We start from the raw sequence: 24087 nt of genomic DNA, 5'->3' as shown, positions 1-24087 counted from the left end.
ATGTAAAGTTTTTTTGAATAAAATTATAAATTTTTGAATGAAATTATAATTTCATTATTGAAGTGATTTTATTAGACAAACTATTCCAGACGCATTACAATCCAAATTATTCCCATACCAAAAACAGCAGTTGTATCTGTTGAAAACAAATTAAAAGTGCATAGAATTGCATCGTCATTAACAATGCTGCTATGCACTTGATTGTCTATCTCATCACATTAAGCATCACTTGCTTTTTTCAAAAGCTCTTGCATTTTTTTAGCTTGTTCTTCTGTTAAGTATGGAGCCATTGCGTCAATGTAGAGTTGGATTTCTTCTTTAGTTGCCTTAGACGCCTCTGCTTCCAAACTAGCATAAAGTTCATTGAACTCTTCATCAGTCATTTTAACTTCTTCAGTTGACGCACTCATTTCTTCCGTCATCAAGTTTGTCAATTCGTCTTGAGAGACAATGTCAGATTTTGAAGGAACTTTTGGTGCTTTGTAAGTTACCTTCTTATAGTCAAGAGTCAATTTTAATTCTGAAACAGATTCGCCAACACCAGCTGCTGTTTTCAGCTGAATTTTTGCTTTACCATTTCCTTTTTCATCTAGAGTCATCACAAATTTTGAACTGTCATCAATGCTTGCTTTAGCTAAATCCAAATACGTTTTTAGTTGTTCAGCACTTACATCTTTGAGCTCTTTTTGAGAGTTTTTAACGACTTTATTAGTCAAATCAAATAACTCATCAAATGATAAGGTCATCGTAACTTTATCGCCATTTTTTGTAAAGTTCTTCTCATCTACCTCTTCAAATAGCTCAGCATTTGCCTTGTTTTCTTTTGACAACTCTGCTAGTGAAGGCATTTTTTCACCAGAAAATTCCTCAAGGTCTGCAAATTTTCCATCCAGAGAATCTGAAGCGAGACCTGCTGAAAATTGCGCAACAGGAGCAACGCTCATATAAGCTTTATCGTCAGAATAAATAAAATCAAAATCTGATAACTCACTGTTAAAATCTGATAAGTTTACTGTCAATCCAATCAAACCATTTTTCAAATCTTGTGAAGCTGTCGCTTTTACGCTCTTACCTTTAAAAGACTCCAATTGAGAAGCCATTTCACCACTAGCTTCGTCTAGTTTAATCACATATTCATAAGCACCCTTGTCTTCATTCTGTTGCTTTTTAATCAAGTCAAGGAATTCATCCTTAGGTGATTTTGAGCAAGCGGCCAAAGTCAGCGCCAGCGGCAGGGCAAGTAACATTTTAATCTTTTTCATAAAAGTTCTCCTTAAATTTAAACGTTTGTATTATTTTAGCACTTTTTAAAAAAATATGCTATTTTTTTATAATTTTATTCTTTTATCCGAATCCTCACCTGCTTATTAGCGTTAATACTTAACCAAATTCAAAAATGACTTTCTTTGTTTCTTTCTTAAAAGTGCGGACGCGCAAAAGGTCTGGGAGACCTTTTGAGGTAGGAAATAAAGCTGACGAAGTCAGTGTCATAACCTCCTTCGGAGTTTCATTGCTATTTTTTGAGCCCCTCTCACACCACCGTGCGTGCCGTTCGGCACACGGCGGTTCAACTAAATTTTAACGAGAGAGCCTAAACTCCCTCATCTCTCATTCTGTAGAGTCGTTCTATTTGTCCTGTCCTATATTTATGAACAATAGCCATCATTTACGTTTTCAGTCTACCGTCTTTTCAGACCAAGAATTGAATAGACAACTCTAATTTAAGCGATAATCATCTGGTATCTTGTATTTTCAACACCAGACTTCAAACAGTCTCTCCCCAGACTGTTTGAATATTCAGCCCTTCGCTCCACTTCCATTACAGAAGTTTCTTCACTACTATGGCCTCGGCTGACTTCTCATGATTCGTTGTTACTACGTCTTTGACGCTCATGAGACCTCACGGGATAAGTCGTACATCTTTCCTCGTTTACTCTCGTGATTTACGCATATAGGTTACGACTACCTATTTGGACTTTAGAGTTTCTAGCCCCCTCATCCGCTATATACGCCTTAGTATCACGTTTCTGTTCGTAGAGCCACGATTTCGCTATCCCTTCCTCTCCCCTCTACCTCACGATAGTCAGGCTTGGGAATCGCTATTGGGTTCTACCTTCAACGGGTCCCCACGGAGGACTTGCACCTCAGATGTACGACATGCCCGTCGTACTAGAAAAAGCCAAGCATTTCTGCTTAGCTTTCTAATCTTAGTCTTCCAATAATTTCTGCAATTCTTGAGCAAGGAGTTGCTGAGCAACCTGCGGGTTGGCTTGACCTTTTGTGGCTTTCATAAGAAATCCGGTAAAGGCTTTGTCTGCATTTCGTTTTCCTGACTTAAAGTCTGCTACGGCAGCTTCGTTATCCGCAAAGACTTGGTGGATAATTGGAATCAAGACGGCTGGGTCTGATACTTGTACTAGACCAGCTTTCTCAACGTATTCCTTAGCAGAACCACCATTTTTAGCTAAATGCACAAAGACTTTCTTAGCAATCTTAGATGAAATCGTACCGTCTTGGATGAGACCAATCATTTCCACCAAGTTTTCTGGAGTCAAGGCGATGGTTTCAATGGTTTTGTTTTCCGCATTGAGGAATTGAGCCACTTCACCTTGTAACCAGTTTGAGACTTGTTTAGCATCACCACCAATAGCCACAGCTTGTTCAAAGAAATCAGAAAGGGCTTTAGTAGCCGTCAACTGACCAGCATCGTAGCCCGAAAGACCCAATTTTTCAACATATTCCGCGCGACGCTCTGCAGGGAATTTTGGTAATTCCGCACGCATTTCCGCAATCCATTCATCTGAAATCTCATAAAGCGGAAGGTCTGGTTCTGGGAAGTAACGGTAATCTGCCGCACCTTCTTTGACACGCATGAGGATGGTTGATTTATTCGCCTCGTCATAACGACGGGTTTCTTGCTGGATAATACCACCTGAGCGAAGGATTTTTGCTTGACGCTCCACCTCATACTCCAACCCTTTGCGAACATTGCTGAAAGAGTTCAAGTTTTTCAACTCAGTCTTAGTACCAAATTTTTCTTGACCATACGGACGAAGGGAAATATTAGCATCCACACGCATTGATCCCTCTTCCATCTTGACATCTGAAATCCCTGTGTACTGGATGATTTCTTTCAACGCTGTCAAATAGGCATAGGCTTCTTCTGGTGAACGCATATCGGCTTCCGACACGATTTCGATCAATGGCACCCCTTGACGGTTGAGGTCAACGTAAGAATAACCGTCCGTTCCATGAGTGTTTTTACCAGCATCTTCTTCAAGATGGGCGCGTTCCACGCGGATTTTCTTGGTCGAACCATCCTCCAAGGTAATATCAATCCAGCCGTTGTAACCGATTGGCTCATCAAATTGTGAAATTTGGTAAGCTTTGGGATTATCTGGGTAGAAATAATTCTTACGGTCAAAGTGCATGTGCTGGTGAATGTCCATATTCAAAGCTAGCGCAGCCTTGATACCCGCATCAATAACCCCTTTGTTCATCACTGGAAGCACTCCTGGGAACGACCAGTCAATCACGTTGGTATTGGCATTAGGATCCTCACCAAAATGCGCTGATGAAGGTGAGAAAATTTTTGAATTGGTATTTAATTCCACATGGACTTCAAGTCCGATAATGGTTTCAAAGTTCATTAGTTGTCACCTCCAAAAATCACTGGTTGTTGTTTGTGATAATCTGTTGTTGCTTCAAAAGCTGCTGCTGCTTGATAAATCGTCTCTTCACTGTATTTTGGACCAATCAACTGCAAGCCAACTGGCAAACCATCGACAAATCCAGATGGAATAGAAATCCCTGGAAGTCCTGCAAGGTTCACTGGAATCGTCAACAAGTCAGCCAAATACATAGCGACTGGGTCCTGACTTTGACTGCCCAAATCATAAGCAACTGTCGGAGCCGTTGGACCAAGAATCAAATCATAATCCGCAAAGACCTTCTCAAAATCTTGAATAATCAAGGTACGAACCTGACCAGCTTTCTTGAAGTAAGCATCGTAATAACCTGAAGACAATGAGAATGTACCAAGCATGATACGACGTTTCACCTCTTCACCAAAACCTTGGCTACGTGTGTTAACATAAATCTCATCAAGATTTGTCGCGTCTTCTGCACGGAAACCGTAACGAATCCCATCAAAACGTTGCAAGTTTGATGACGCTTCTGATGACGCAATAATGTAGTAAACCGCTACCCCGTACTTGCTATGTGGAAGAGAAACTTCTTCAATAATGGCACCCAATTTTTCAAACTGTTTAGCGGCCGCCAAAATATTTTCCTTAATTTTAGGATCAATTCCTTCGCCCAAGTATTCTTTAGGAAGAGCAATCTTCATCCCTTTGATGTCTTGGCCAATCTTGCTGGTAAAATCAGCCACTTGTACTGGTGCAGAAGTCGCATCTTTGCTATCTGCTCCTGCAATGACATTAAGCAGCTGAGCATTTTCTTCAACCGTTTGAGAGAACGGCCCGATTTGATCCAGCGAGCTACCAAAAGCAAAGAGACCAAAACGGGATACGGTTCCATAAGTTGGTTTGAGACCGACAATGCCGTTAAAGGCAGCCGGCTGACGAATGGAACCACCTGTATCAGATCCCAATGATAAACGCACTTGTCCAGAAGCAACCGCTGTCGCCGAACCACCTGATGACCCTCCAGGAACCTTTGAATGGTCCCAAGCGTTTTTCGTCTTCTTGAAATAAGACGTCTCCGTTGAACCACCCATGGCAAATTCATCCATGTTAGTCTTACCAACCACAATCATGCCATTTTGATAGGCATTGGCAACCGCTGTCGCATCAAAAATCGGTTCGTAGTTGTAAAGCATCTTTGAGGCAGCGGTTGTCAATATTCCCTTAGTTGAGATATTGTCTTTAACCGCAAGGGGAATCCCTGACATGATATTGTCTGCATCAATTCCTTTTTCATCAATCGCTTTTGCTTGGGCAAGCGCAGCTTCTTCTGAGACAGTGATGAAAGAGCCGACCGCTTCTTCACGTGACTTGATATCATCAAGCGTGGCCTGTGTCAATTCTGTTGCTGAGATTTCTTTGGCTACCAAGAGATCGTGCAATTCGTTAATCGTTTTATGATTGAATGACATTAAGCATCTCCTCCTTCTTCAAAGATAGCTGGTACCTTGATAAAGTTATTTGCACTTTCTGGTACATTTTTAAATAACAATTCACGATCTGTTCCCACTTCAGCTTTATCTTCACGAATAACTGTTTTGCGATCTGCCATCGTTGTGGTGACTGGCACACCAGTTGTATCGACTTCATTTAACAATTCCACCATATCGACAATTTTTGTCAATGTTGTTGCAAATTCAGCTGTTTCTTCGTCTGAAAATGACAATTTCGACAACTTAGCAACATGGCGTACTTCTTCTTCAGAAATTTTCATGAGTTACCTCTTCTATTAGTCTACATAATCTTTTTTATTATATCATAAAGACGCCTGTACCGCTATTTTCATAAAAGAAATCATCACAAAAAGCCCCTAATTGAGGCTTTAGCATTTATGCACGATCATCATAACCTTTTGGATGGCTTGAGTGCCATGCCCAAGCAGTTTCAATGATTTTTTCAATATCATCAAATTGTGGTTTCCAGCCAAGTACTTCACGCGCTTTTTCTGAACTTGCAATCAGCGTGTCTGGATCACCAGGACGACGGTCTGCTAATTCAGCTGGGATTTCTTTACCAGTCACTTTACGCGCTGCTTCTAAGATTTGCAAGTTTGAGAAACCTGTCGATGATCCCAAGTTAAAGGCTGTTGACGCTCCGCCATTGCGTAAATAATCAACCGCTAAAATATGAGCATCTGCCAAGTCAAATGGATGTACATAGTCACGAACATTAGTTCCATCTGGAGTGTTGTAATCATCACCAAAGATCATGATTTTCTCGCGCTCACCTTGAGCAACTTGCAAGATAATTGGAAGCAAGTGTGTTTCAGGTCCGTGATCTTCACCAATAGACCCATCTGGCTTAGCACCAGCAACATTGAAATAACGAAGGGCTACAAATTTAATGCCATAGGCACTGTCAGACCATTTCATAATAGTTTCCATCATCAACTTACTCTCACCGTAAGGATTGATTGGATTTTGTGGTGTGGTCTCAAGGATTGGAATTTGCTCTGGAATGCCATAAGTGGCTGCTGTTGATGAAAAAACAATGTTTTTCACGCCACATTCATTCATCACTTCCAGTAAATTCACCATACCTGAGGTGTTATTGTCAAAGTATTTCAAAGGATTTTCCATAGACTCCGCGACCAATGAAAAGGCCGCAAAGTGAATCACAGCATCTACATTAGGATTCTCAGCGAAGACACGGCGCATAAACGCCTTATCGGCTAAATCTCCCTCGTAGAAGACTGCATCTGGATGGACCGCTGCACGGTGTCCTGTCACCAAGTTATCAACTACGATAACTTCTTCTTTTCCTTCTGAAATCAAACGGTCAACCATGTGAGAACCGATATACCCAGCCCCACCTAGAACGACTACTGTCATGCTTATCTCCTTTTATTTAAGTGCCCTTATTATATCAAAAAACGTTTTATTTGACTATTTGATACCAACAGACGCTATGAAACGTTTAAAAGCAGCTTGTCCAGTCACATCCGTTTTGTACACCCCAGCATCTTCTAGCACACGTGCAAAAACATTACCAACCGCTCCCTGTATAATACCAGTCACTGTCTCAGCTGTCACCTCTGGATGAGTGATTTTGATTTGTTTTGCCCAATCCAAATGATAGTCCGCCACCTTATGTTCTTGGCCTAAAAGATATTTTTCAACCTCTTGCAATTCTTCTTTCAAGCGAGGCGGTAAAATAGCCAAGCCCATCACTTCGATGAGACCAATATTTTCTTTTTTGATGTGTTGCACATCTTGGTGTGGATGATAGACGCCATCTGGATGTTCTTCAGACGTGTGATTGTCTCTCAAGACCAAATCTAATTCAAATTTGCCATCGCGTTTACGAGCAATCGGAGTTACCGTATGATGTGGTGTATCGCCTGTATAGGCAATAATATCCACAGCATCATCACTATAATCTCTCCAAGCTAGACGAATCTTCTCAGCCAGGTCAACCAAATCATCCTTATTCTCTGATGTCAAACGAATCACTGACATAGGCCAGTTGACTATCCCTGCTTCTACACTGTCAAACCCTTTGAAGGTGAAACACTCTGTCAGCTCTGCTATTTCCATAGGGAAGGTATGTCGCCCACCTTGATAATGATTGTGAGTCAAGATGGAGCCACCAACAATTGGTAAGTCAGAATTAGAGCCAGCAAAGTATCCTGGATACATCTCTACAATATCTAGCAACTGCACAAAGGTCTCACGGCTAATCACCATTGGTACATGCTCCGTATTTAGGAAAATGCAGTGCTCATTGAAATAAGCATAGGGCGAATATTGAAAGCCCCATGTTTCCTCACCTAGCTTCATCCGAATAATGCGGTGATTGGCACGGTCTGGATGGTTAATGCGGCCTTGATAACCTTCATTTTCCATGCACAACTGGCACTTAGGGTAATCACTAGCCTTGGCTAGCTTGGCCGCCGCAATGGCTTTGGGATCCTTTTCAGGTTTAGACAAATTAATGGTAATCTGCATATCCCCGTATTTAGAAGGCGTTGAAAAAGCAATATTTTTAGCAATGGCATCAACTTTAATATAGTCATTTTTCTGACTAAGTTCATAGAAATCTGCAATAGCTTTTGCTGGACTTTCATTATAGGTTTGCCAAAAACTTTGATTGAGCACACTCGGAATGGGCGTGATGAAATCCATCAATTCCGCACCCAAACAGTTTTTTTCCTCCTGCAAATGCCACATTTCCCATTTTCCACAGCTATATCCACAAGACGATTTTTTAGAGGAATTAAGAATGTCTCATCCGTTTCTTCATTAACCTGTTCCTCACCAACCAAGGCCATGATCCGATTTTTTAAGTAAATAGCATCTAAGTCAGTGTAATCGCTATTCGCAATAACACCTACTACAAAACGTTCTAATATTGTCATAAGCTTACTTTCTAGAAAGAACTCGGCTGCCACCGGCTACTTCTGCAATATAAAAAGCTGGCGCATACCCAATTTTTTCTTCATAAATATGACCAACAGTTTCAGTAAACTGCTCCACCTTGTCCTTTTGGACAATTGCAATGGCACAGCCACCAAAACCAGCACCAGTCATTCGAGCACCAAGGACACCCTCTTGTTCCCACGCTGTATGAACAAGAGTATCAAGCTCAACACCAGTTACCTCGTAATCATGCTCTAAAGACACATGAGAAGCATTGACTAAACGACCAAATTGGTCCAAATCACCAGCAACCAAGGCCGCCTTGGCTTTCAGAGTCCGTTGATTTTCCGAAACTGCATGGCGAGCACGCTTGATACGATTGCCATCTTTAATGAGATAAGCATATTGATCAAAGGTTGCTTCATCAAGCTCACCTAAAGTTTCGATAGATAGCAGAGCATTTAATTCGGTCACAGCCGTTTCACATTCGCTACGGCGCTCGTTATATTTGGAATCCGCTAATTCACGACGTTTATTAGTGTTCATGATAACAACAACATAGTCACCTAAATCAAGTGGTACAAGCTCATATTCCAAAGTATTTGTATCCAAATAAATTGCCTGCTTATCTGCGCCCATTCCAATAGCGAATTGGTCCATAATACCTGAGTTAACACCAATGAAGTCATTTTCAGTTTGTTTCCCAATTTTAACCAAATCAAGACGATTAAGTGTCAACCCAAACAACTCTTCACAAATAACACCTATCAACAATTCCAGCGAAGCAGATGAGGACAATCCCGAACCATTTGGAATATTACCATAAACATAGACATCCATACCAGATTCAATCACATGCCCTGCTTCTTTCAAAAACTTAATCACTCCTTTAGGATAGTTAGTCCAATTATCCTCTTTTTTGAACACAAGATCATCCAAACTCAACTCAATGATTCCCAGATCTTCAAAGTTGCCTGAATAAAAACGTAAGGTGCGGTCATCACGTTTACGAGCAGCCCCATAAGTCCCAAGCGTAATCGCTGCTGGAAAAACATGACCACCATTATAATCGGTATGCTCCCCAATCAAATTGATACGACCCGGTGAAAAGAAAGTTGCATCAGGTGCAACACCAAAATTGTCTAGAAAAGCCTGTTTTAATTGTTCAGTATCCATAAAATACTCCTTTGATATCGTTTTCAGTTATATTATAAAATGATATAAATAGACAGTCAATATTTTTACTAAAGTTTTACTAAATAATCATCTTATGTTATACTATAAAAAACAAAAAATAAGGATATATTATGGCTACACTTAAAGATATAGCTAGACTGGCCAACGTTTCCCAAGCTACTGTCTCACGTGTTCTTAATCGTGATGAAAGCCTATCTGTAGGTCAAGAAACAAGACATCGCATTTTAGCTATCGCTGACGAACTAGGGTACACTAAACATCAAAAATCGACAAACTCCTCTAAAACTAAGCAAAAAATTGCTATTTTACAATGGTATAGTGAGCAAGAAGAATTAAATGATCTCTACTACTATGCTATCCGCATGGGAATTGAAAAACGAGCCCAAGAATTGGACTACGATATTGTCCGCTTTTTTAACGATAGTATTCCTACAAATTCTACAGATATTTGTGGGTTGATTGCAATTGGTAAATTTAGTAAAAATCAATTACGTAAACTAGCTAAACTTTCTTTCCAATTAGTTTTTGTAGATAGTGACACACTCAGCTTAGGTTATTCCTGTATCACAACTGATTTTGAATATGCTGTAAAATCTGTTATTGATGATTTTTCCCATAAAAAGCTAACTCCTATAGGTATGCTAGCTGGTCAGGAAATAACTACAGATCAAAAGGAAACACTATCAGATCCACGGCTAACATTTTTCCAACAATATGCTGTAAATAAGGGTCTTTCCAATCGTGACTTGATTTTTCAAGGAAACTTTTCAACACAATCTGGATATGATTTAATGAAAAAAGCCATATCAACATTAGGTGAGCAACTTCCACCTGCCTTTTTCATCGCAAATGATACCATGGCAATCGGCGCTCTTCGAGCCTTACACGAGGAAAAAATTGCCGTTCCTGAGCAAGTCAGCCTCATCTCTTTTAATGACACACCTTTAACACGCCAAGTTTTTCCACTATTAAGCAGTGTGACAGTCCATACACACGAAATGGGACGGACTGCAGTTGATATTTTAAATCGTCAGCTAATTAACTCCAACACAGTACCAACAATGACACGTCTAGCTACTACATTAACCATTAGAGATAGTAGTTTATAGGAGAAATATATCATTATGCCAGTTAATCCTAAAATGCACACCGGAGACCTTTATCTTCCAAATGATCCTGAGATTCTTGAAAAGCAATTAAAATGTCAAGAACGCTTATATGATTTATAACCACACACATCCCTCCGAGAAAGAAAAACGGAACGATTTATTAAAAATGATGTTTGCGGAGGTCGGTCATAATGTTTACATAGAACCACTTCTTCATGCGAATTGGGGTGGCCACTTCTGTAAACTAGGTGATAATGTCTATGCCAATTACAATCTAACTCTTGTTGATGATACAACGATTACAATCGGTAGCAAGACAATGATTGGTCCCAATGTAACTATCGCAACTGCCAGCCACCCTCTTTCTCCAAAACTACGTGACCTCTCTTATCAATTTAACTTGCCAGTTACTATAGGTGAAAATTGTTGGTTAGGGGCTAATGTGACCGTACTTCCAGGAGTAACAATAGGTGATAATACCGTCATAGGAGCTGGTAGCCTAGTAACTAAGGATATTCCTAGTGGGGTTCTAGCATATGGTCAACCTTGTCGAGTTATTAAAAAATTACTTGATTAACATACAATACAGAAGCATGTCTAATTAACCAAAAAACTGAACTGGTGATTTGAGTCCTAGTTCAGTTTTCATATTTTTATCTAATCTTTACGCAGAAAGCATCCCAAGGAGCTAGACAATGATTATTAATAATAACCGCTTCATCTGTATTTGAAATAATAATTTCAATGTAATCAACATCAATACTAAATGACTGTTCCTCATCTGATAAGTTCACGACCACTAAATAAGATTCCTCATCAGTGTACCTTCTATAGGCAAAAACTTTATCCTCCGTTTCCAGTAATTCAAAATCGGCATCTATCAGCCAACTTTTTTCTTTACGAAGATTAACCAACTTTTGATAAGTATAAAAAATAGAATTAGGGTTACTTACTGCTTCTTCTACATTAATCAATGTGAAGTTTGGATTAACTGGTAACCAAGTTTCATCAGATGTTGAAAATCCTGCATTCTTTTCAGTATTCCACTGCATAGGTGTACGAGCGTTATCTCGACCAATCATTCGAATGTTATCCATAATAACTGCTTCTGATTGTCCAAGGTCTAAGGCTTCCTTAGCGTAGTTGAGGGACTCAATATCATCCAATTCAGACAAACTTTCAAAAGGATAGTTAGTCATTCCAATTTCTTCTCCTTGATAAATGTATGGCGTACCACGCATCAAATGAAGTAAGATAGCAAGTGCCTTAGCAGATTTTTCCCTATATTCACCTGTATTACCCCAAATAGATAGAACCCGAGGTAAATCATGGTTATTCCAAAATAAAGAGTTCCATCCCTCGCCTAATTTCAATTCTGTCTGCCACTTATTGAAAATCATTTTTAACGCAGGAACATCTAATTCTTTGATGTATTCCCATTTCGGTCTATTTTCTTTATGTTGTAAACCAATATGTTCAAATTGGAAAACCATTGACAATTCTTTTTCATCCGGATTAGAATAACGTTTTGCAATTTCAGGTGTTGCTCCCCAAGTCTCACCCACAGTTAGCAAGTCCTTGCCAGCTAGTGTATACTGATGCATCTCTTTTAAATAATCATGAAGCTTTGGCCCATTTTCTTTAATAAGTTGATCAGGTAATTTTCCTAATAAATCGATGACGTCCATGCGGAAACCACCAATACCTTTGTCAACCCAAAAATTTATCATCTCATAAATCTTATGCCTAAGAACTTCATTTTCCCAATTCAAATCAGGCTGCTTTTTACTAAACAAATGAAGATAGTATTGTTGTGATTGTTCATCAAATTCCCAAGCAGAACCGGAAAAGGTAGAGACTAATTCATTAGGTTCGTTACGCCAAATATAAAAATCTCTCTTTTCACTATGAGGGTTATTTTTAGCTTCAACAAACCAAGCATGTTCATCCGAGGTATGATTGACAACCAAATCCATAATAATCTTAATGCCTCTTTGATGTGCCTGTTCAATTAGTTCTTCCATATCAGACATATCTCCAAAAATATCAGCAATAGCTTCATAATCGGATATATCATAACCATTATCATCCATAGGAGATTGGTAAACTGGTGATAACCAAATCGCTGTAATCCCTAACTTCTCCAGATAATCTAATTTACTAATGATACCCTGTAAATCACCAACACCATCTCCATTACTATCCATAAAAGATTTTGGATAAATTTGATAGATAGTTGCTGTGTGCCACCAATGTTTTTCCATGTTGACCTTCTTTCTCTATAAAAAGAGTTGACTCAATCAGCCAACTCTAAGGGAGCATTACTCAAATACAATTACTTAATCCTTTTCCGCCATAGCATGAGCTGAGTTCACTAAGTCTAAATTCACTGCTGAGTCGTTAAACGGAGCAAAAACTTACTTATCCATTGACAGAAAAAGTGCAAAAAGTAACTATCACTAACTGTCCCTCTAAAAATCCTCATCTAAAATCTAATCATATTCTTTTATATTATCCTTGCTATCTGAGCATGTGATAAACATGATTTTATTTCTAATTTCTATAAAAGTTTCTTTTCTATTTAACTGAACCACTTGTCATTCCAGAAATGATATTCTTTTGGAAGATTAGATAAACGATTAGAATTGGTATAATACCGACGACATATGAAGCAAAACTTGGTCCGTAGTCACTAAAATATTGTCCTTGGTAATTATATTGAAAAAGTGGCATTGTCCATGTACTTGAATCTCTGTTAAGTACAAGAAGAGGCATCAAGAAGTCATTCCAGACCCACAAAGCATTAATAATCAATACAGTGGCATGCATCGGTTTCATCAAAGGAAAGATAATTTTTCGATACATCATAAAGCGACCGGCACCATCAATAGCTGCTGCCTCATCCATTTCTGTTGGGACAATAGTTTTAATATATCCCACATATAGAAACAGGGTCTGAGGAATCGCATAAGTAAGATACAAAATAGTTAAACCAACCAGATTAGTCATCCCAAGATTACTCATCAATTTAGCCATTGGCAACATGATAACTTGAAAAGGAACAAACATCCCTATGATTAACAAAGTATACATGATAGCAAATACTTTCTTACGATCCATATGGCGGGCAATGGCAAAAGCTGCCATCGGAATTACCAAGATAATTAATCCCACACTAACAACTGTTAAAAAGGCTGAATTAAGAAAATAATGAACAATGCCATCATTAAATAGACGTTCATAGTTAGACAAGGTCCACTCTTCAGGCAAACCAAAGAAATTCCCTGTAATCTCTTTAGTTGTCTTAAACGAACTAATAATCGTTACCGCTAATGGGATTAACATGAGAAAAATCCCGATGCTTAGCACAGTGTAGGCAACGATATTATTTTGTTTCTTAGATTTCATAATAGTTTACCTCACACTTCATATTTTTTAGAAAGAGTAATTTGTATCACTGAAATAATGGTAATAATTACAAACAGAACAACTGCTAAGGCATTAGCATAACCAAATTGGTTATTAGTAAATGCATTATCATAAACCAATAGACCCAAGGTCCTAGTCGCCCCATCTGGACCACCTTTTGTCAATGAATAAACCAAATCAAAGGCTGTAAGACCAGATTTCATAGCTAAAATAAAAACCATAGAAATAGAAGGAAGCAAGAATGGTAGTTCAATTTGGAAAAATTGTTGACGCTTATTGGCTCCATCAATGGCTGCCGCTTCCTTAACATCCTCAGGAATAGACTGCAAACCAGATAAGAGAATAACGACCGGCATTGCAAGACCTTGCCATAGGGCTACAAATAGAACAGACCAAAATACTGATTTTTCTTGAAAAAGAAGATTGGAACTTAACCATTTGATTCCAAATAACTCACCAATCTGAGGCAATCCATAGTTAAACAATTGACTAAAAATTAAACCAATCGTTACCGTTGATAGAACTGCTGGAAAGAAATACCAAGTTCTAAAGAATCCAACCGCACGAATTTTACGATTTAATAAAGTTGCTAGCCAAATACCAATTGTAATTTCCCCAACAACTAACCCTACTGTAAAAAGAAGAGTAAATCCTAAACTTTTATAGAAAGCCTGATCTTGAAAGATCTTGACATAGTTTTCAAAACCTATAATATTATAATTGCGAGTTAAACCAGTCCAGTCTGTCAATGAATAAATCAATCCATTGACAAGCGGGTAAAAGAAGAAAATTAACTGAAGAAGCACTGGTATAGCTACAAAAAGATATGCCCAATATTTACTAATAAAACCTTGTTTTTTCATGCAAGTCTCCTTAATCACTAAGTCAAAGAGTCTGGTTAACTATCCAGACTCCTTACTTTCAATAAGATACTATGATGGTTTATTTCATTGTATCAAAGAATGTATTCAAATTACCAATGTAACCGTCTAAGTCTTTGTTCTTGATGTAAGATACATTTGCGTCCCAGAATGTTTCTTCAGAAGTCCATTCTGAATGTAACCAAATCGCTTGTTTATCTGTGAAGGCAAGTGAAGCTACGTCAGCCAATTCTTCAAATTTTCCATCTGTCTTAATACCCTTAACAGAAGTTGGTGAGCCGTCAACATCATAGTATTTCTGCATTGCTTCTTTTGAGCTTAAATATTCAACAAAGTCTTTTGCACCATCTACATTCTTAGAATCCGCAGAAACTGAAACAGCCATATCTGCTGCACCAACTGTCATTGCCGGAGCATCAGCTGCCAAGCCTGGCATCGCAAAGAAGCCAACTTCAAAATCAGGTTGTTGCTGATTGATAACTGTCAATGCCCATGATCCGTTAGCCATCATCAAAGCTTTACCTTCTGCAAAGACTGCTACTGTATCTGCATAAAGAGCTCCATCAGAGTTAGATTGACCATTGCCAGCAAGTAAATCCAAATATGCCGCTACGTTTTTAGTTACTTCGTCGGATTTAATACCACCTTTATAACTGAAACGAAGAACATCGTTTGCCTTATCAGCACCACCAGCACTTTGAATCCAAGCTAATTGTGCAAATCCATTCACTGTCCAAGCATCTCCGAGTGCTTCTGCAAATGGTGTTTGACCATCTTCCTTAATTTTCTTAACAATATCTTGGAATTCAGCTAATGATTTTGGAACTTCAATACCTAATTTTTCAAAAGCTGTTTTATTATAGTAAACACCAGACACATTTGTGGTTAAAGGAACATTATAAATTTTATCATCTACTGCATATGCTTCTGCTGCACCTTCATTCAAGTTACCAAGAATATCTTTTTCTTTTGTTAAATCAACGAATTGACCATCCTTAGCCCATCCTTTAAAATCTGCATTTTGAGGATAAATATTCACAACATCCGGTGTTTCTCCATTTGCAATACGTGTTTTTAAAACAGTTCCTGCATCTGGTACACTTGTTAATTTTACTTTAACATCGTCTTGTGATTTATTATAATTATCTACAATTTCTTGTAAAGTGGCTTGCATTTCAGGTTTTTGTGAGAAAAATTCAATTTCTTTAGCATCACTACCTGAACCACCGTTACCACAAGCTACTAGGAAACTTGCAAAGCTACAAACTGCAGCACATTTTAAAACTGTTTTGAATTTCATAAAAATTCTCCTTATTTTTTATTGAAAATATATTGTAAACTAAAATAATCTTTTTGAACATAGGGAATTGTTAACCCAATATTCATTAATTCATCTCCACCAAAACTAGCAGATAATTTCTCACAGTAATAGGTAGCTTCTGGATCTAAACCTTCTAATCGAACTCTAATAAAGGGAGCTTCTGGTTGTGATAAAATTTTGACAAAGGTAAATACAACTTGACTCTTATCTTTTGATATCAAATTGTAAGCATAGGTATTATCAGTTTTTTGTAAACGATAATAATCACCGAATTGAACAGTTTGACGAATTGATTTATAGGTTTCTACTTGTTCCGCAATCTCTTCTAATTCACTTGACTCTAATTGTGTCAAATCAAGTTCATAACCCAAATTTCCTAACATAGCAACATTTCCACGAGTTTCTAGTGGTGTGATACGTCCAACTTGATGGTTAGGAACAGCTGATACATGAGAACCCATGCTGATTGTTGGATAAATCAGACTAGTCCCTTCTTGAATTGATAATCGACCAATCGCATCTGTATTATCACTAGCCCAAGCCTGAGGCATATAGTAAAGCATACCTAAGTCATTACGACCTCCGCCTCCCGAACAACTTTCAAATAAAACATTCGGGAATCGCTGATTTAGCGTCTCTAAAATACGATACAGACCTAATATATAACGATGGTAAAATTCATGTTTTTCATGGTTAGCTTGATTCTCAGGAATATTTGTTATATTTCTATTCATATCCCACTTAACATAACCAATATTTGCAGAATTTAAAACATTTGAGACACTTTCAATAATATAGTCGCACACCTCATCCTGAGATAAGTCAAGCACTAATTGCTCACGACTATAAGTATGACCTCTTCCAGTAATTTGAATAGCCCAGTTAGGATGTTCTCTATACAAATCACTATCTTCTGAAACCATCTCTGGTTCAAACCATAGACCAAAAGTCATTCCTAAATCGTTAACTTTTTTAGCTAGACCTTTAAGACCATTAGGCAATTTTTCTCTATTTTCTACCCAATCGCCTAGCGAACAGGTATCAGAGTTTCGTTTACCAAACCAACCGTCATCAAGAACAAATAACTCAATACCAACCTTAGCAGCCTCAGAAGCTAGAGAAATTAATTTATCTTCGGTAAAATCGAAGTAAGTCCCTTCCCAGTTATTAATTAAAATAGGACGCTCTTTCTGAGCAAATGTTCCTCTAGTCAAATGGTGACGAATAAATTCATGACTATCTCTAGTCATTCCTGTAAATCCCTTATCTGTGTAAGACAAGATTGCTTCTGGTGATTGGAACTCTTGACCAGGTTCTAAGACCCATCTAAATTTCTCATCATTTAGGCCCATTCCCAGACGAGTAGTATGAATGGCAGTCGTTTCAGCAAAGGCTGTAAAATTTCCGCTATAAATCAGATGAGCAGAATAAATCTCTCCACTTTGCTCAGTCGCTTCTGGACTAGCAAGAGCTATAAATGGTGTACGTGAGTGACTTGAGGCCCCTCGAATACTACCAATACTATATTTTCCTTGAGTTAAGGGTGTCTTTGTCCATTCTTTCTCATAGCCATACCTACCAGTTAAAGTATGGACATCAAAGTCTTTATGAGGAAAATCCAAAGTGAAACTGAGTAATTTTTCAAGATGAATAGCTGTTTTTCCAGCTATAACCTTAGCTGACCGAGTAATGACATTACGCTCTTCAAAGACGCTATAAGATAAAACCACCGTAACATCTGACAGAGAATCATACAACTCAATTTCAAGTGTCTCAACCACATCCTCATTACCAAAACTAGCTGGTAGGCCTTTCAGATAATCTTTACCTTGATAAATTCTATGACTCTTGTACTTCAAATCTAATGCTGTACCATACTCATTAGACACCTCAATTGCAGAAGTTCTAAAATCTCCTAAACCATTACTACTAAACTCCAACGGCAACGTATCTAAGGAGAATGTTCTATCCTTACTTGTTGGATTTGGAGAAAATGCACGATCTTGATATGCTATTTTGTTATCATCACTAAAGTATTTTATTTTTTTCCCAAAATAACGATTAATAAGAAGATTATTCTCTAAAATTTGTATAACATACGAAAATTCTCGTGTTTTCAAATGAAAAAGCCGCTTACATTCCTTATATTCAATCATACTCTCTCTCCTTTTATGATTACATTATAGGACTTGAAAACGTTTTAATAAATGGAATTATGTTCTTATAATATGGTAAAATGTTAGGTGGAGGTGTTTTATGATTTTTTCTGAATTTCAAAACGATACGATTGATCTCAGCATTGACTTTTACGGTTTTGAGCAATGTCTACCAAAATATGGATTTGGTCCTGCTATCCGAGAAAATTACGTTTTGCATTACATCGAAAGCGGAAAAGGGACATTCTATTATAAAGGAACTAAAACACAATTAAATGCAGGTGATTTATTTCTCCTAAAACCCAATGAATTAACCTACTACGAAGCAGATGAGCACGATCCGTGGAGCTACTACTGGATTGGGATAAGCGGAAGTAAAGCCACCGATTACTTTAACCTATCAAAAATTAACAGAGACGCTATCTTGATGACAACCAATAAATCAAAAACAAAGACAATTTATCGTTTAGTCAAATCAATCATTGAACAAAGCGAAAAAATGCAACACTCTGTTCCAAGCCAACTCCATCTCCTAGGCGGGGTCTATGAACTTCTTTTTAACCTTGCAACAATAGCACCAGAAATAAAACACAAGGAAATCCATCCCTCTGAACAGCTTTGCATCAATTGCCGTCGTATCATTGAAACAACCTACACATCAACCAACCTCACAATCCAAACAATCGCCGATACACTCAATGTTAACCGAAGCTATCTCACTAACACATTCGGTAATTATTTTAAAATATCTCCCAAAGAATACCTCAATCAAGTTCGAATGAAACGGGCAAAGTATCTCCTTGAAAATACTCAAGAACCTATCAAATTCATCGCCTATTCTGTCGGCTTTTCAGATCCTCTATATTTTTCAAAGGCTTTTAAACAGTATTTCAAAAAATCACCTACCAGCTTTCGCAAACCACAATGAAAATGGAGCCTTTTTGTGAGAGGCTCCTTCTTTTTTATTAATTCACATTCTCATAAACAAAAACAATTTCATATGTTTTTTCTTCACCAGGTTTCAAGAAAACTTGGTTAAAATTGTCATGGTTAACGGCATCTGGCAAATCTTGAGGCTCTATCGCAACACCTTCCTTCGCCTTGCCTACTAGTCCATTATCACGCGCAAAATAGACTCCATTTTCAAGTGAGTTCATCGTATAAATAACAACTCCTTGCCGCTCTGAGAAGATTCTAAGTTGATCGCCACTTTCTTCATCAGTTAAAATTACAATCGGCTCGCCAACTTTGCTATTAACCACCCAAGCATCATCGAAACCATCGTTTTTGGAAATAGCAGAGCTTAAATTTTGTCCTCCTCTAAAATCATAAGGAGTATTCGTCACATCTAAGAAATTTCCTGAAGGAATCAATTCATGATTCACTTCCAAAACATGATCTGCTCGAACTTCCAAGCGGTGCGTATGCAGATCCTGATACTGACTCAGATTAAAATATGGGTGAGTCGTTGGGTTAAAAAGAGTTGTCTCAGTAGCATTTTTTCCAGTGAAAGTCATCGTCAAACGGTTATCATCGCTTAAAGCAAAAGTAGCTACAACATCCATATCCCCTGGGTAACCATCAATCTCCTGCTTCGCCTTATAGCTAAATTTAACTGCTACAAATCCATCACCTTCAACAATTTTATAGTCCCAAACTTGGTTGTGAAATCCATTAGGACCACCATGAAGCGTATTAGCATTATTATTGACTGGTAATCGATGAACTTTTCCATCAATAGTCGCCTGACCATTTGCAATTCGTCCCGCTGTTCGCCCAATGGTATGAGCAGCATAGAGTGTATTTTTCCCATAATCATTAGGTTTATCAAACCCTAATAACAGATTTTTAGAGTCACCAGCACCTGTTGGTACCAAAAATTCTTGCCAGGTCGCTCCCAATGTTAAAAAACTTGCAGTAATTTGATTTTTATTGACTAACCGAATTTGAACAATTTCTTTACCATCAATAACCTCTAAAACCTTTGTTTCAACCGTCATAAAATAGCTCCTTTAATTTTTATAAGCTTATTTTACAACTCAGCATATTATCTGTAAAGAGGAAAATGTCGTTCAGGTATCATTTTTTGAAAACGATAACATTTTATTACAAAAGAAAAGAACCCTAAGGTTCTTTTCACACTAATTATTTAGCGATTTTTGCGAAGTACTCAAGAGTACGTACAAGTTGTGAAGTGTATGACATTTCGTTGTCGTACCATGAAACAACTTTAACCAATTGCTCACCATCAACTTCAAGAACTTTAGTTTGAGTTGCGTCGAACAATGAACCAAATGAGATACCTACGATATCTGAAGAAACGATTTGGTCTTCAGTGTAACCAAATGATTCGTTTGAAGCAGCTTTCATAGCAGCGTTAACTTCTTCAGCAGTAACTTTTTTGTCAAGAGTTGCAACCAATTCAGTTACAGAACCTGTTGGAACTGGAACACGTTGTGCAGCACCGTCAAGTTTACCGTTAAGTTCTGGGATTACAAGACCGATAGCTTTAGCAGCACCTGTTGAGTTAGGTACGATGTTAGCTGCAGCAGCGCGAGCACGACGAAGGTCACCACCACGGTGTGGTCCGTCAAGAACCATTTGGTCACCAGTGTAACCGTGGATTGTTGTCATAAGACCTTTTTGTACACCAAAGTTGTCGTGAAGAGCTTTAGCCATTGGTGCAAGACAGTTTGTAGTACATGAAGCACCTGAGATAACTGTTTCAGTACCGTCAAGAATGTCGTGGTTAGTGTTGAAAACAACAGTTTTAACGTCGTTTCCACCAGGAGCTGTGATAACAACTTTTTTAGCACCATTTGCATGGATGTGTTGCTCAGCTTTTTCTTTAGAAGCAAAGAAACCAGTAGCTTCAAGAACGATTTCTACACCGTCAGCAGCCCAGTCAATGTTAGCTGGTTCGCGTTCAGCAGAAACTTTAACGAATTTACCGTTAACTTCAAATCCACCATCTTTAACTTCAACTGTACCGTCGAAACGACCTTGAGTTGTATCGTATTTCAACAAGTGAGCAAGCATGTTTGGATCTGTAAGGTCATTGATACGAGTAACTTCAACACCTTCAACGTTTTGGATACGACGGAAAGCAAGACGACCAATACGTCCGAAACCGTTAATACCAACTTTAACTACCATGTGTGATTTCCTCCTTATGAAAATCAAGTAAATATTTTTATTAAGGGTTACCCCTTTAGCAATTGTGAAAAGCTTAACTTGAAAAGGTACAAGCAACTTTCAACATATCTATTATATAACTTATAAGAAGAAAATGCAAATTCTTAAACCGCTTTCCTCTGCTTTTTTTGTTAGTCTTTTCACAACATAAAAAATTCATTTATTCTCACTTTATACTTAACAAAAATAAAAAATTACTTTTTGTTTCTTTCTTAAAAGTGCGGACGCTCAAAAGGTCTGGGAGACCTTTTGAGCGCCCCACACCACATTAGGAGAAGTGCTAACAAAAATACTAAATAAAAACTAATTGACTTTAACTTCTAAGCTCAGGCTGAAACTGTCCACTGGACAGTTTCATTAATAAGAATACCACTATGGCGGAAGAAGCTCTGGAAAATCAATCCATTTATTGGTTCTTGATTTGACTTAAACTGCTAATTTTGATTTTGGATGAGTATTATTTTTGACAGAGACCTTCTAATAATCTCTAAAGCTACAACCACAAAAAAGCACCTACACTAGGCAGGCGCTTTGGAGAATTATTCTCCTTTGTTTTTCTTAATGATTTCTTCTTGAACTGACTTAGGAACATCTTCATAGTGGTCAAATACCATCATGAATGTACCACGTCCTTGAGTTGCAGAACGAAGAACTGTTGCGTAACCAAACATTTCAGCAAGCGGAACGTAAGCACGTACAACTTGTGTGTTACCACGAGCTTCCATACCGTCAACACGTCCACGACGAGCTGTCACGTGCCCCATAACATCACCAAGATTATCTTCTGGTGCTGTGATTGTAACAAGCATCATTGGCTCAAGGATAGCTGGTTGTGCTGATTTAGCAGCTTCTTTAAGAGCAAGTGAAGCAGCGATCTTGAAGGCAGTTTCAGATGAGTCGACATCGTGGTATGAACCATCGTAAAGTTTAGCTTTAACGTCAACCATTGGGTAACCAGCAAGAACACCGTTTGCCATAGATTCGATCAAACCTTTTTCAACCGCTGGGATGAATTCACGTGGAACCACACCACCGACGATAGCGTTCTCGAACTCGAATCCTTTACCTTCTTCATTTGGTGTAAATTCGATCCAAACATCACCGAATTGACCTTTACCACCAGATTGGCGTTTGAAGAATCCACGAGCTTGAGTTGATGCACGGAATGTTTCACGGTAAGATACTTGAGGAGCACCTACGTTAGCTTCAACTTTGAACTCACGACGCATACGGTCAACAAGGACGTCAAGGTGAAGTTCACCCATACCTGAGATAACTGTTTCACCAGTTTCAACGTTAGTTTCAACGCGGAATGTTGGATCTTCTTCAGCAAGTTTTTGAAGGGCAACACCCATCTTGTCTTGGTCAGCTTTAGATTTAGGCTCAACCATCAATTGGATAACTGGTTCTGGAACGTTGATTGACTCAAGGATAACTTTCGCTTTCTCATCAGTCAATGAGTCACCAGTTGTTGTATCTTTCAATCCAACTGCAGCGGCGATATCACCAGCGTAAACAGTTTCAATTTCTTGACGGCTGTTTGCGTGCATTTGAAGGATACGTCCGATACGCTCACGTTTACCTTTAGATGTGTTCAATACGTATGAACCAGAGTTAAGAACACCTGAGTACACACGGAAGAATGTCAAACGACCTACGAATGGGTCAGTCATGATCTTGAAGGCAAGGGCTGCAAATGGCTCTTCGTCAGATGCTGGACGAGTTTCTTCTTCGTCTGTATCTGGGTTGATACCTTTGATTGCAGGGATATCAATTGGGCTTGGAAGGTAGTCAATAACTGCATCAAGCATCAATTGAACACCTTTGTTTTTGAAGGCTGAACCACAAAGTACTGGGAAGAATTCAACGTTGATAGTCGCTTTACGGATACCAGCTTTCAATTCTTCGTTAGTGATTTCTTCACCTTCGAGGTATTTCATCATCAATTCTTCATCAGTTTCAGCAACTGCTTCAACCAATTTTTCACGGTATTCATTTGCTTGATCAACATATTCAGCTGGAATATCTTCTTCAAGGATATCTGTACCAAGGTCATTAGTATAGATTTCAGCTTTCATTTTGATCAAGTCGATGATTCCACGGAAGTCATCTTCTGAACCGATTGGCAATTGAATTGGATGAGCGTTAGCTTGAAGACGGTCATGAAGTGTGCTTACTGAGTAAAGGAAGTCAGCACCGATTTTGTCCATTTTGTTAGCAAATACGATACGTGGAACACCGTATTCAGTCGCTTGACGCCATACTGTTTCAGTTTGTGGCTCAACACCTGATTGTGAGTCAAGAACTGTTACCGCACCATCAAGTACGCGGAGTGAACGTTGAACTTCGATTGTAAAGTCAACGTGTCCTGGGGTATCGATGATGTTAACGCGGTGACCATCCCATTGTGCTGTTGTCGCAGCAGAAGTGATTGTGATACCACGTTCTTGCTCTTGCTCCATCCAGTCCATTTGTGATGCACCTTCGTGAGTTTCACCGATTTTGTGGATTTTACCAGTGTAGTAAAGGATACGCTCTGTTGTTGTTGTTTTACCGGCATCGACGTGAGCCATGATACCGATGTTACGAGTTTTTGCAAGTGAAAATTCGCGTGCCATTAGGTTATTTCTCCTATAAAAATTTGTTTACGTTTTATTATAGCATATTTTAACAAAAACGGATAGGCAGAGGCCCACCCGTTTTAACGTTTATGCGTTAAATTGAACTCGACTTGAGA

16 protein-coding genes and 2 pseudogenes are annotated in these 24087 nt (G+C 38.5%); 3 read left to right on the top strand and 15 right to left on the bottom strand.

What is annotated here, in order from left to right:
* Positions 1–218: 218 nt before the first annotated feature.
* From AB6M99_RS01555 to AB6M99_RS01525, 7 genes and pseudogenes are all read right to left on the bottom strand, one after another.
* Entirely contained in the window at positions 219–1262 is a 1044-nt protein-coding gene (locus AB6M99_RS01555) for a hypothetical protein (RefSeq protein WP_121835081.1), read from the bottom strand.
* A gap of 945 nt (positions 1263–2207) precedes the next feature.
* A complete protein-coding gene (gene gatB / locus AB6M99_RS01550) occupies positions 2208–3650 on the bottom strand; it encodes an Asp-tRNA(Asn)/Glu-tRNA(Gln) amidotransferase subunit GatB (protein WP_121835080.1) in 1443 nt (480 codons plus the stop codon).
* Positions 3650–5116 carry an Asp-tRNA(Asn)/Glu-tRNA(Gln) amidotransferase subunit GatA gene (gene gatA / locus AB6M99_RS01545; protein WP_369350990.1) on the bottom strand — a complete coding sequence of 489 codons (1467 nt, stop codon included), beginning with the start codon at positions 5114–5116 and terminating at the stop codon, positions 3650–3652. The genes gatB and gatA overlap by 1 nt, the downstream gene beginning before the upstream one ends.
* Positions 5116–5418 (bottom strand): Asp-tRNA(Asn)/Glu-tRNA(Gln) amidotransferase subunit GatC, encoded by a 303-nt coding sequence (gene gatC / locus AB6M99_RS01540; RefSeq protein WP_121835078.1) that lies wholly within the window; start codon positions 5416–5418, stop codon positions 5116–5118. Before gatC ends, gatA begins: the two co-directional genes overlap by 1 nt.
* A 115-nt stretch (positions 5419–5533) precedes the next feature.
* On the bottom strand, positions 5534–6535 hold the full coding sequence (gene galE / locus AB6M99_RS01535) for a UDP-glucose 4-epimerase GalE (RefSeq protein WP_369350989.1): 1002 nt from the start codon (positions 6533–6535) through the stop codon (positions 5534–5536).
* 54 nt (positions 6536–6589) lie between these two features.
* Positions 6590–8061, bottom strand: a pseudogene (galT, locus tag AB6M99_RS01530) (UDP-glucose--hexose-1-phosphate uridylyltransferase).
* A 4-nt stretch (positions 8062–8065) separates the two neighbouring features.
* Positions 8066–9238 (bottom strand): galactokinase, encoded by a 1173-nt coding sequence (locus tag AB6M99_RS01525; protein WP_121835075.1) that lies wholly within the window; start codon positions 9236–9238, stop codon positions 8066–8068.
* A gap of 131 nt (positions 9239–9369) precedes the next feature.
* On the opposite strand from AB6M99_RS01525, the gene AB6M99_RS01520 reads away from it, so the two are divergent.
* Positions 9370–10368 carry a LacI family DNA-binding transcriptional regulator gene (locus AB6M99_RS01520; RefSeq protein WP_369350988.1) on the top strand — a complete coding sequence of 333 codons (999 nt, stop codon included), beginning with the start codon at positions 9370–9372 and terminating at the stop codon, positions 10366–10368.
* Positions 10369–10383: 15 nt separating this feature from the next.
* A pseudogene (locus tag AB6M99_RS01515) lies at positions 10384–10945 on the top strand (sugar O-acetyltransferase).
* Between the two features lie 76 nt (positions 10946–11021).
* Here the strand turns inward: AB6M99_RS01515 and AB6M99_RS01510 are convergent.
* The 5 genes from AB6M99_RS01510 to AB6M99_RS01490 all read right to left on the bottom strand — a co-directional run bounded on the left by AB6M99_RS01510 (position 11022) and on the right by AB6M99_RS01490 (position 18155).
* On the bottom strand, positions 11022–12632 hold the full coding sequence (locus AB6M99_RS01510) for an alpha-glucosidase (RefSeq protein WP_121835073.1): 1611 nt from the start codon (positions 12630–12632) through the stop codon (positions 11022–11024).
* 313 nt (positions 12633–12945) lie between these two features.
* A complete protein-coding gene (locus AB6M99_RS01505) occupies positions 12946–13776 on the bottom strand; it encodes a carbohydrate ABC transporter permease (protein ID WP_121835072.1) in 831 nt (276 codons plus the stop codon).
* A gap of 11 nt (positions 13777–13787) precedes the next feature.
* The gene (locus AB6M99_RS01500; protein WP_121835071.1) at positions 13788–14660 is read right to left on the bottom strand and encodes a carbohydrate ABC transporter permease; all 873 of its coding nucleotides are present in this window, start codon (positions 14658–14660) and stop codon (positions 13788–13790) included.
* A gap of 79 nt (positions 14661–14739) precedes the next feature.
* A complete protein-coding gene (locus AB6M99_RS01495; RefSeq protein WP_369350987.1) occupies positions 14740–15978 on the bottom strand; it encodes an extracellular solute-binding protein in 1239 nt (412 codons plus the stop codon).
* Between the two features lie 11 nt (positions 15979–15989).
* Positions 15990–18155, bottom strand: a complete 2166-nt coding sequence (locus tag AB6M99_RS01490; RefSeq protein WP_121835069.1) for an alpha-galactosidase — start codon at positions 18153–18155, stop codon at positions 15990–15992.
* A gap of 100 nt (positions 18156–18255) precedes the next feature.
* On the opposite strand from AB6M99_RS01490, the gene AB6M99_RS01485 reads away from it, so the two are divergent.
* Positions 18256–19083, top strand: coding sequence for an AraC family transcriptional regulator (locus AB6M99_RS01485; RefSeq protein ID WP_121835068.1), 828 nt, complete (start codon positions 18256–18258; stop codon positions 19081–19083).
* A gap of 37 nt (positions 19084–19120) precedes the next feature.
* On the opposite strand, the gene AB6M99_RS01480 is transcribed toward AB6M99_RS01485, so the two are convergent.
* The 3 genes from AB6M99_RS01480 to fusA form a co-directional block, all read right to left on the bottom strand.
* Positions 19121–20155 carry an aldose epimerase family protein gene (locus AB6M99_RS01480; protein ID WP_121835067.1) on the bottom strand — a complete coding sequence of 345 codons (1035 nt, stop codon included), beginning with the start codon at positions 20153–20155 and terminating at the stop codon, positions 19121–19123.
* Between the two features lie 145 nt (positions 20156–20300).
* The gene (gap, locus tag AB6M99_RS01475) at positions 20301–21311 is read right to left on the bottom strand and encodes a type I glyceraldehyde-3-phosphate dehydrogenase (protein WP_121835066.1); all 1011 of its coding nucleotides are present in this window, start codon (positions 21309–21311) and stop codon (positions 20301–20303) included.
* A 578-nt stretch (positions 21312–21889) separates the two neighbouring features.
* Entirely contained in the window at positions 21890–23968 is a 2079-nt protein-coding gene (gene fusA / locus AB6M99_RS01470) for an elongation factor G (RefSeq protein WP_121835065.1), read from the bottom strand.
* Positions 23969–24087: the final 119 nt, after the last annotated feature.

The organism is Streptococcus hillyeri, assembly GCF_041081565.1.
Lineage (GTDB): Bacteria > Bacillota > Bacilli > Lactobacillales > Streptococcaceae > Streptococcus > Streptococcus hillyeri.
Note: the sequence above shows the minus strand (reverse complement) of the source record. Positions and strands in the feature narration are given on the sequence as shown.

Coding starts and splice junctions, on each gene's coding strand:
- AB6M99_RS01555 (WP_121835081.1), bottom strand. CDS start 1,262: ATGAAAAAGATTAAAATGTTACTTGCCCTGCCGCTGGCGCTGACTTTG.
- AB6M99_RS01500 (WP_121835071.1), bottom strand. CDS start 14,660: ATGAAAAAACAAGGTTTTATTAGTAAATATTGGGCATATCTTTTTGTA.
- gap (WP_121835066.1), bottom strand. CDS start 21,311: ATGGTAGTTAAAGTTGGTATTAACGGTTTCGGACGTATTGGTCGTCTT.
- gatA (WP_369350990.1), bottom strand. CDS start 5,116: ATGTCATTCAATCATAAAACGATTAACGAATTGCACGATCTCTTGGTA.
- fusA (WP_121835065.1), bottom strand. CDS start 23,968: ATGGCACGCGAATTTTCACTTGCAAAAACTCGTAACATCGGTATCATG.
- AB6M99_RS01490 (WP_121835069.1), bottom strand. CDS start 18,155: ATGATTGAATATAAGGAATGTAAGCGGCTTTTTCATTTGAAAACACGA.
- AB6M99_RS01520 (WP_369350988.1), top strand. CDS start 9,370: ATGGCTACACTTAAAGATATAGCTAGACTGGCCAACGTTTCCCAAGCT.
- AB6M99_RS01525 (WP_121835075.1), bottom strand. CDS start 9,238: ATGGATACTGAACAATTAAAACAGGCTTTTCTAGACAATTTTGGTGTT.
- AB6M99_RS01485 (WP_121835068.1), top strand. CDS start 18,256: ATGATTTTTTCTGAATTTCAAAACGATACGATTGATCTCAGCATTGAC.
- AB6M99_RS01505 (WP_121835072.1), bottom strand. CDS start 13,776: ATGAAATCTAAGAAACAAAATAATATCGTTGCCTACACTGTGCTAAGC.
- gatC (WP_121835078.1), bottom strand. CDS start 5,418: ATGAAAATTTCTGAAGAAGAAGTACGCCATGTTGCTAAGTTGTCGAAA.
- AB6M99_RS01480 (WP_121835067.1), bottom strand. CDS start 20,155: ATGACGGTTGAAACAAAGGTTTTAGAGGTTATTGATGGTAAAGAAATT.
- galE (WP_369350989.1), bottom strand. CDS start 6,535: ATGACAGTAGTCGTTCTAGGTGGGGCTGGGTATATCGGTTCTCACATG.
- AB6M99_RS01510 (WP_121835073.1), bottom strand. CDS start 12,632: ATGGAAAAACATTGGTGGCACACAGCAACTATCTATCAAATTTATCCA.
- AB6M99_RS01495 (WP_369350987.1), bottom strand. CDS start 15,978: ATGAAATTCAAAACAGTTTTAAAATGTGCTGCAGTTTGTAGCTTTGCA.
- gatB (WP_121835080.1), bottom strand. CDS start 3,650: ATGAACTTTGAAACCATTATCGGACTTGAAGTCCATGTGGAATTAAAT.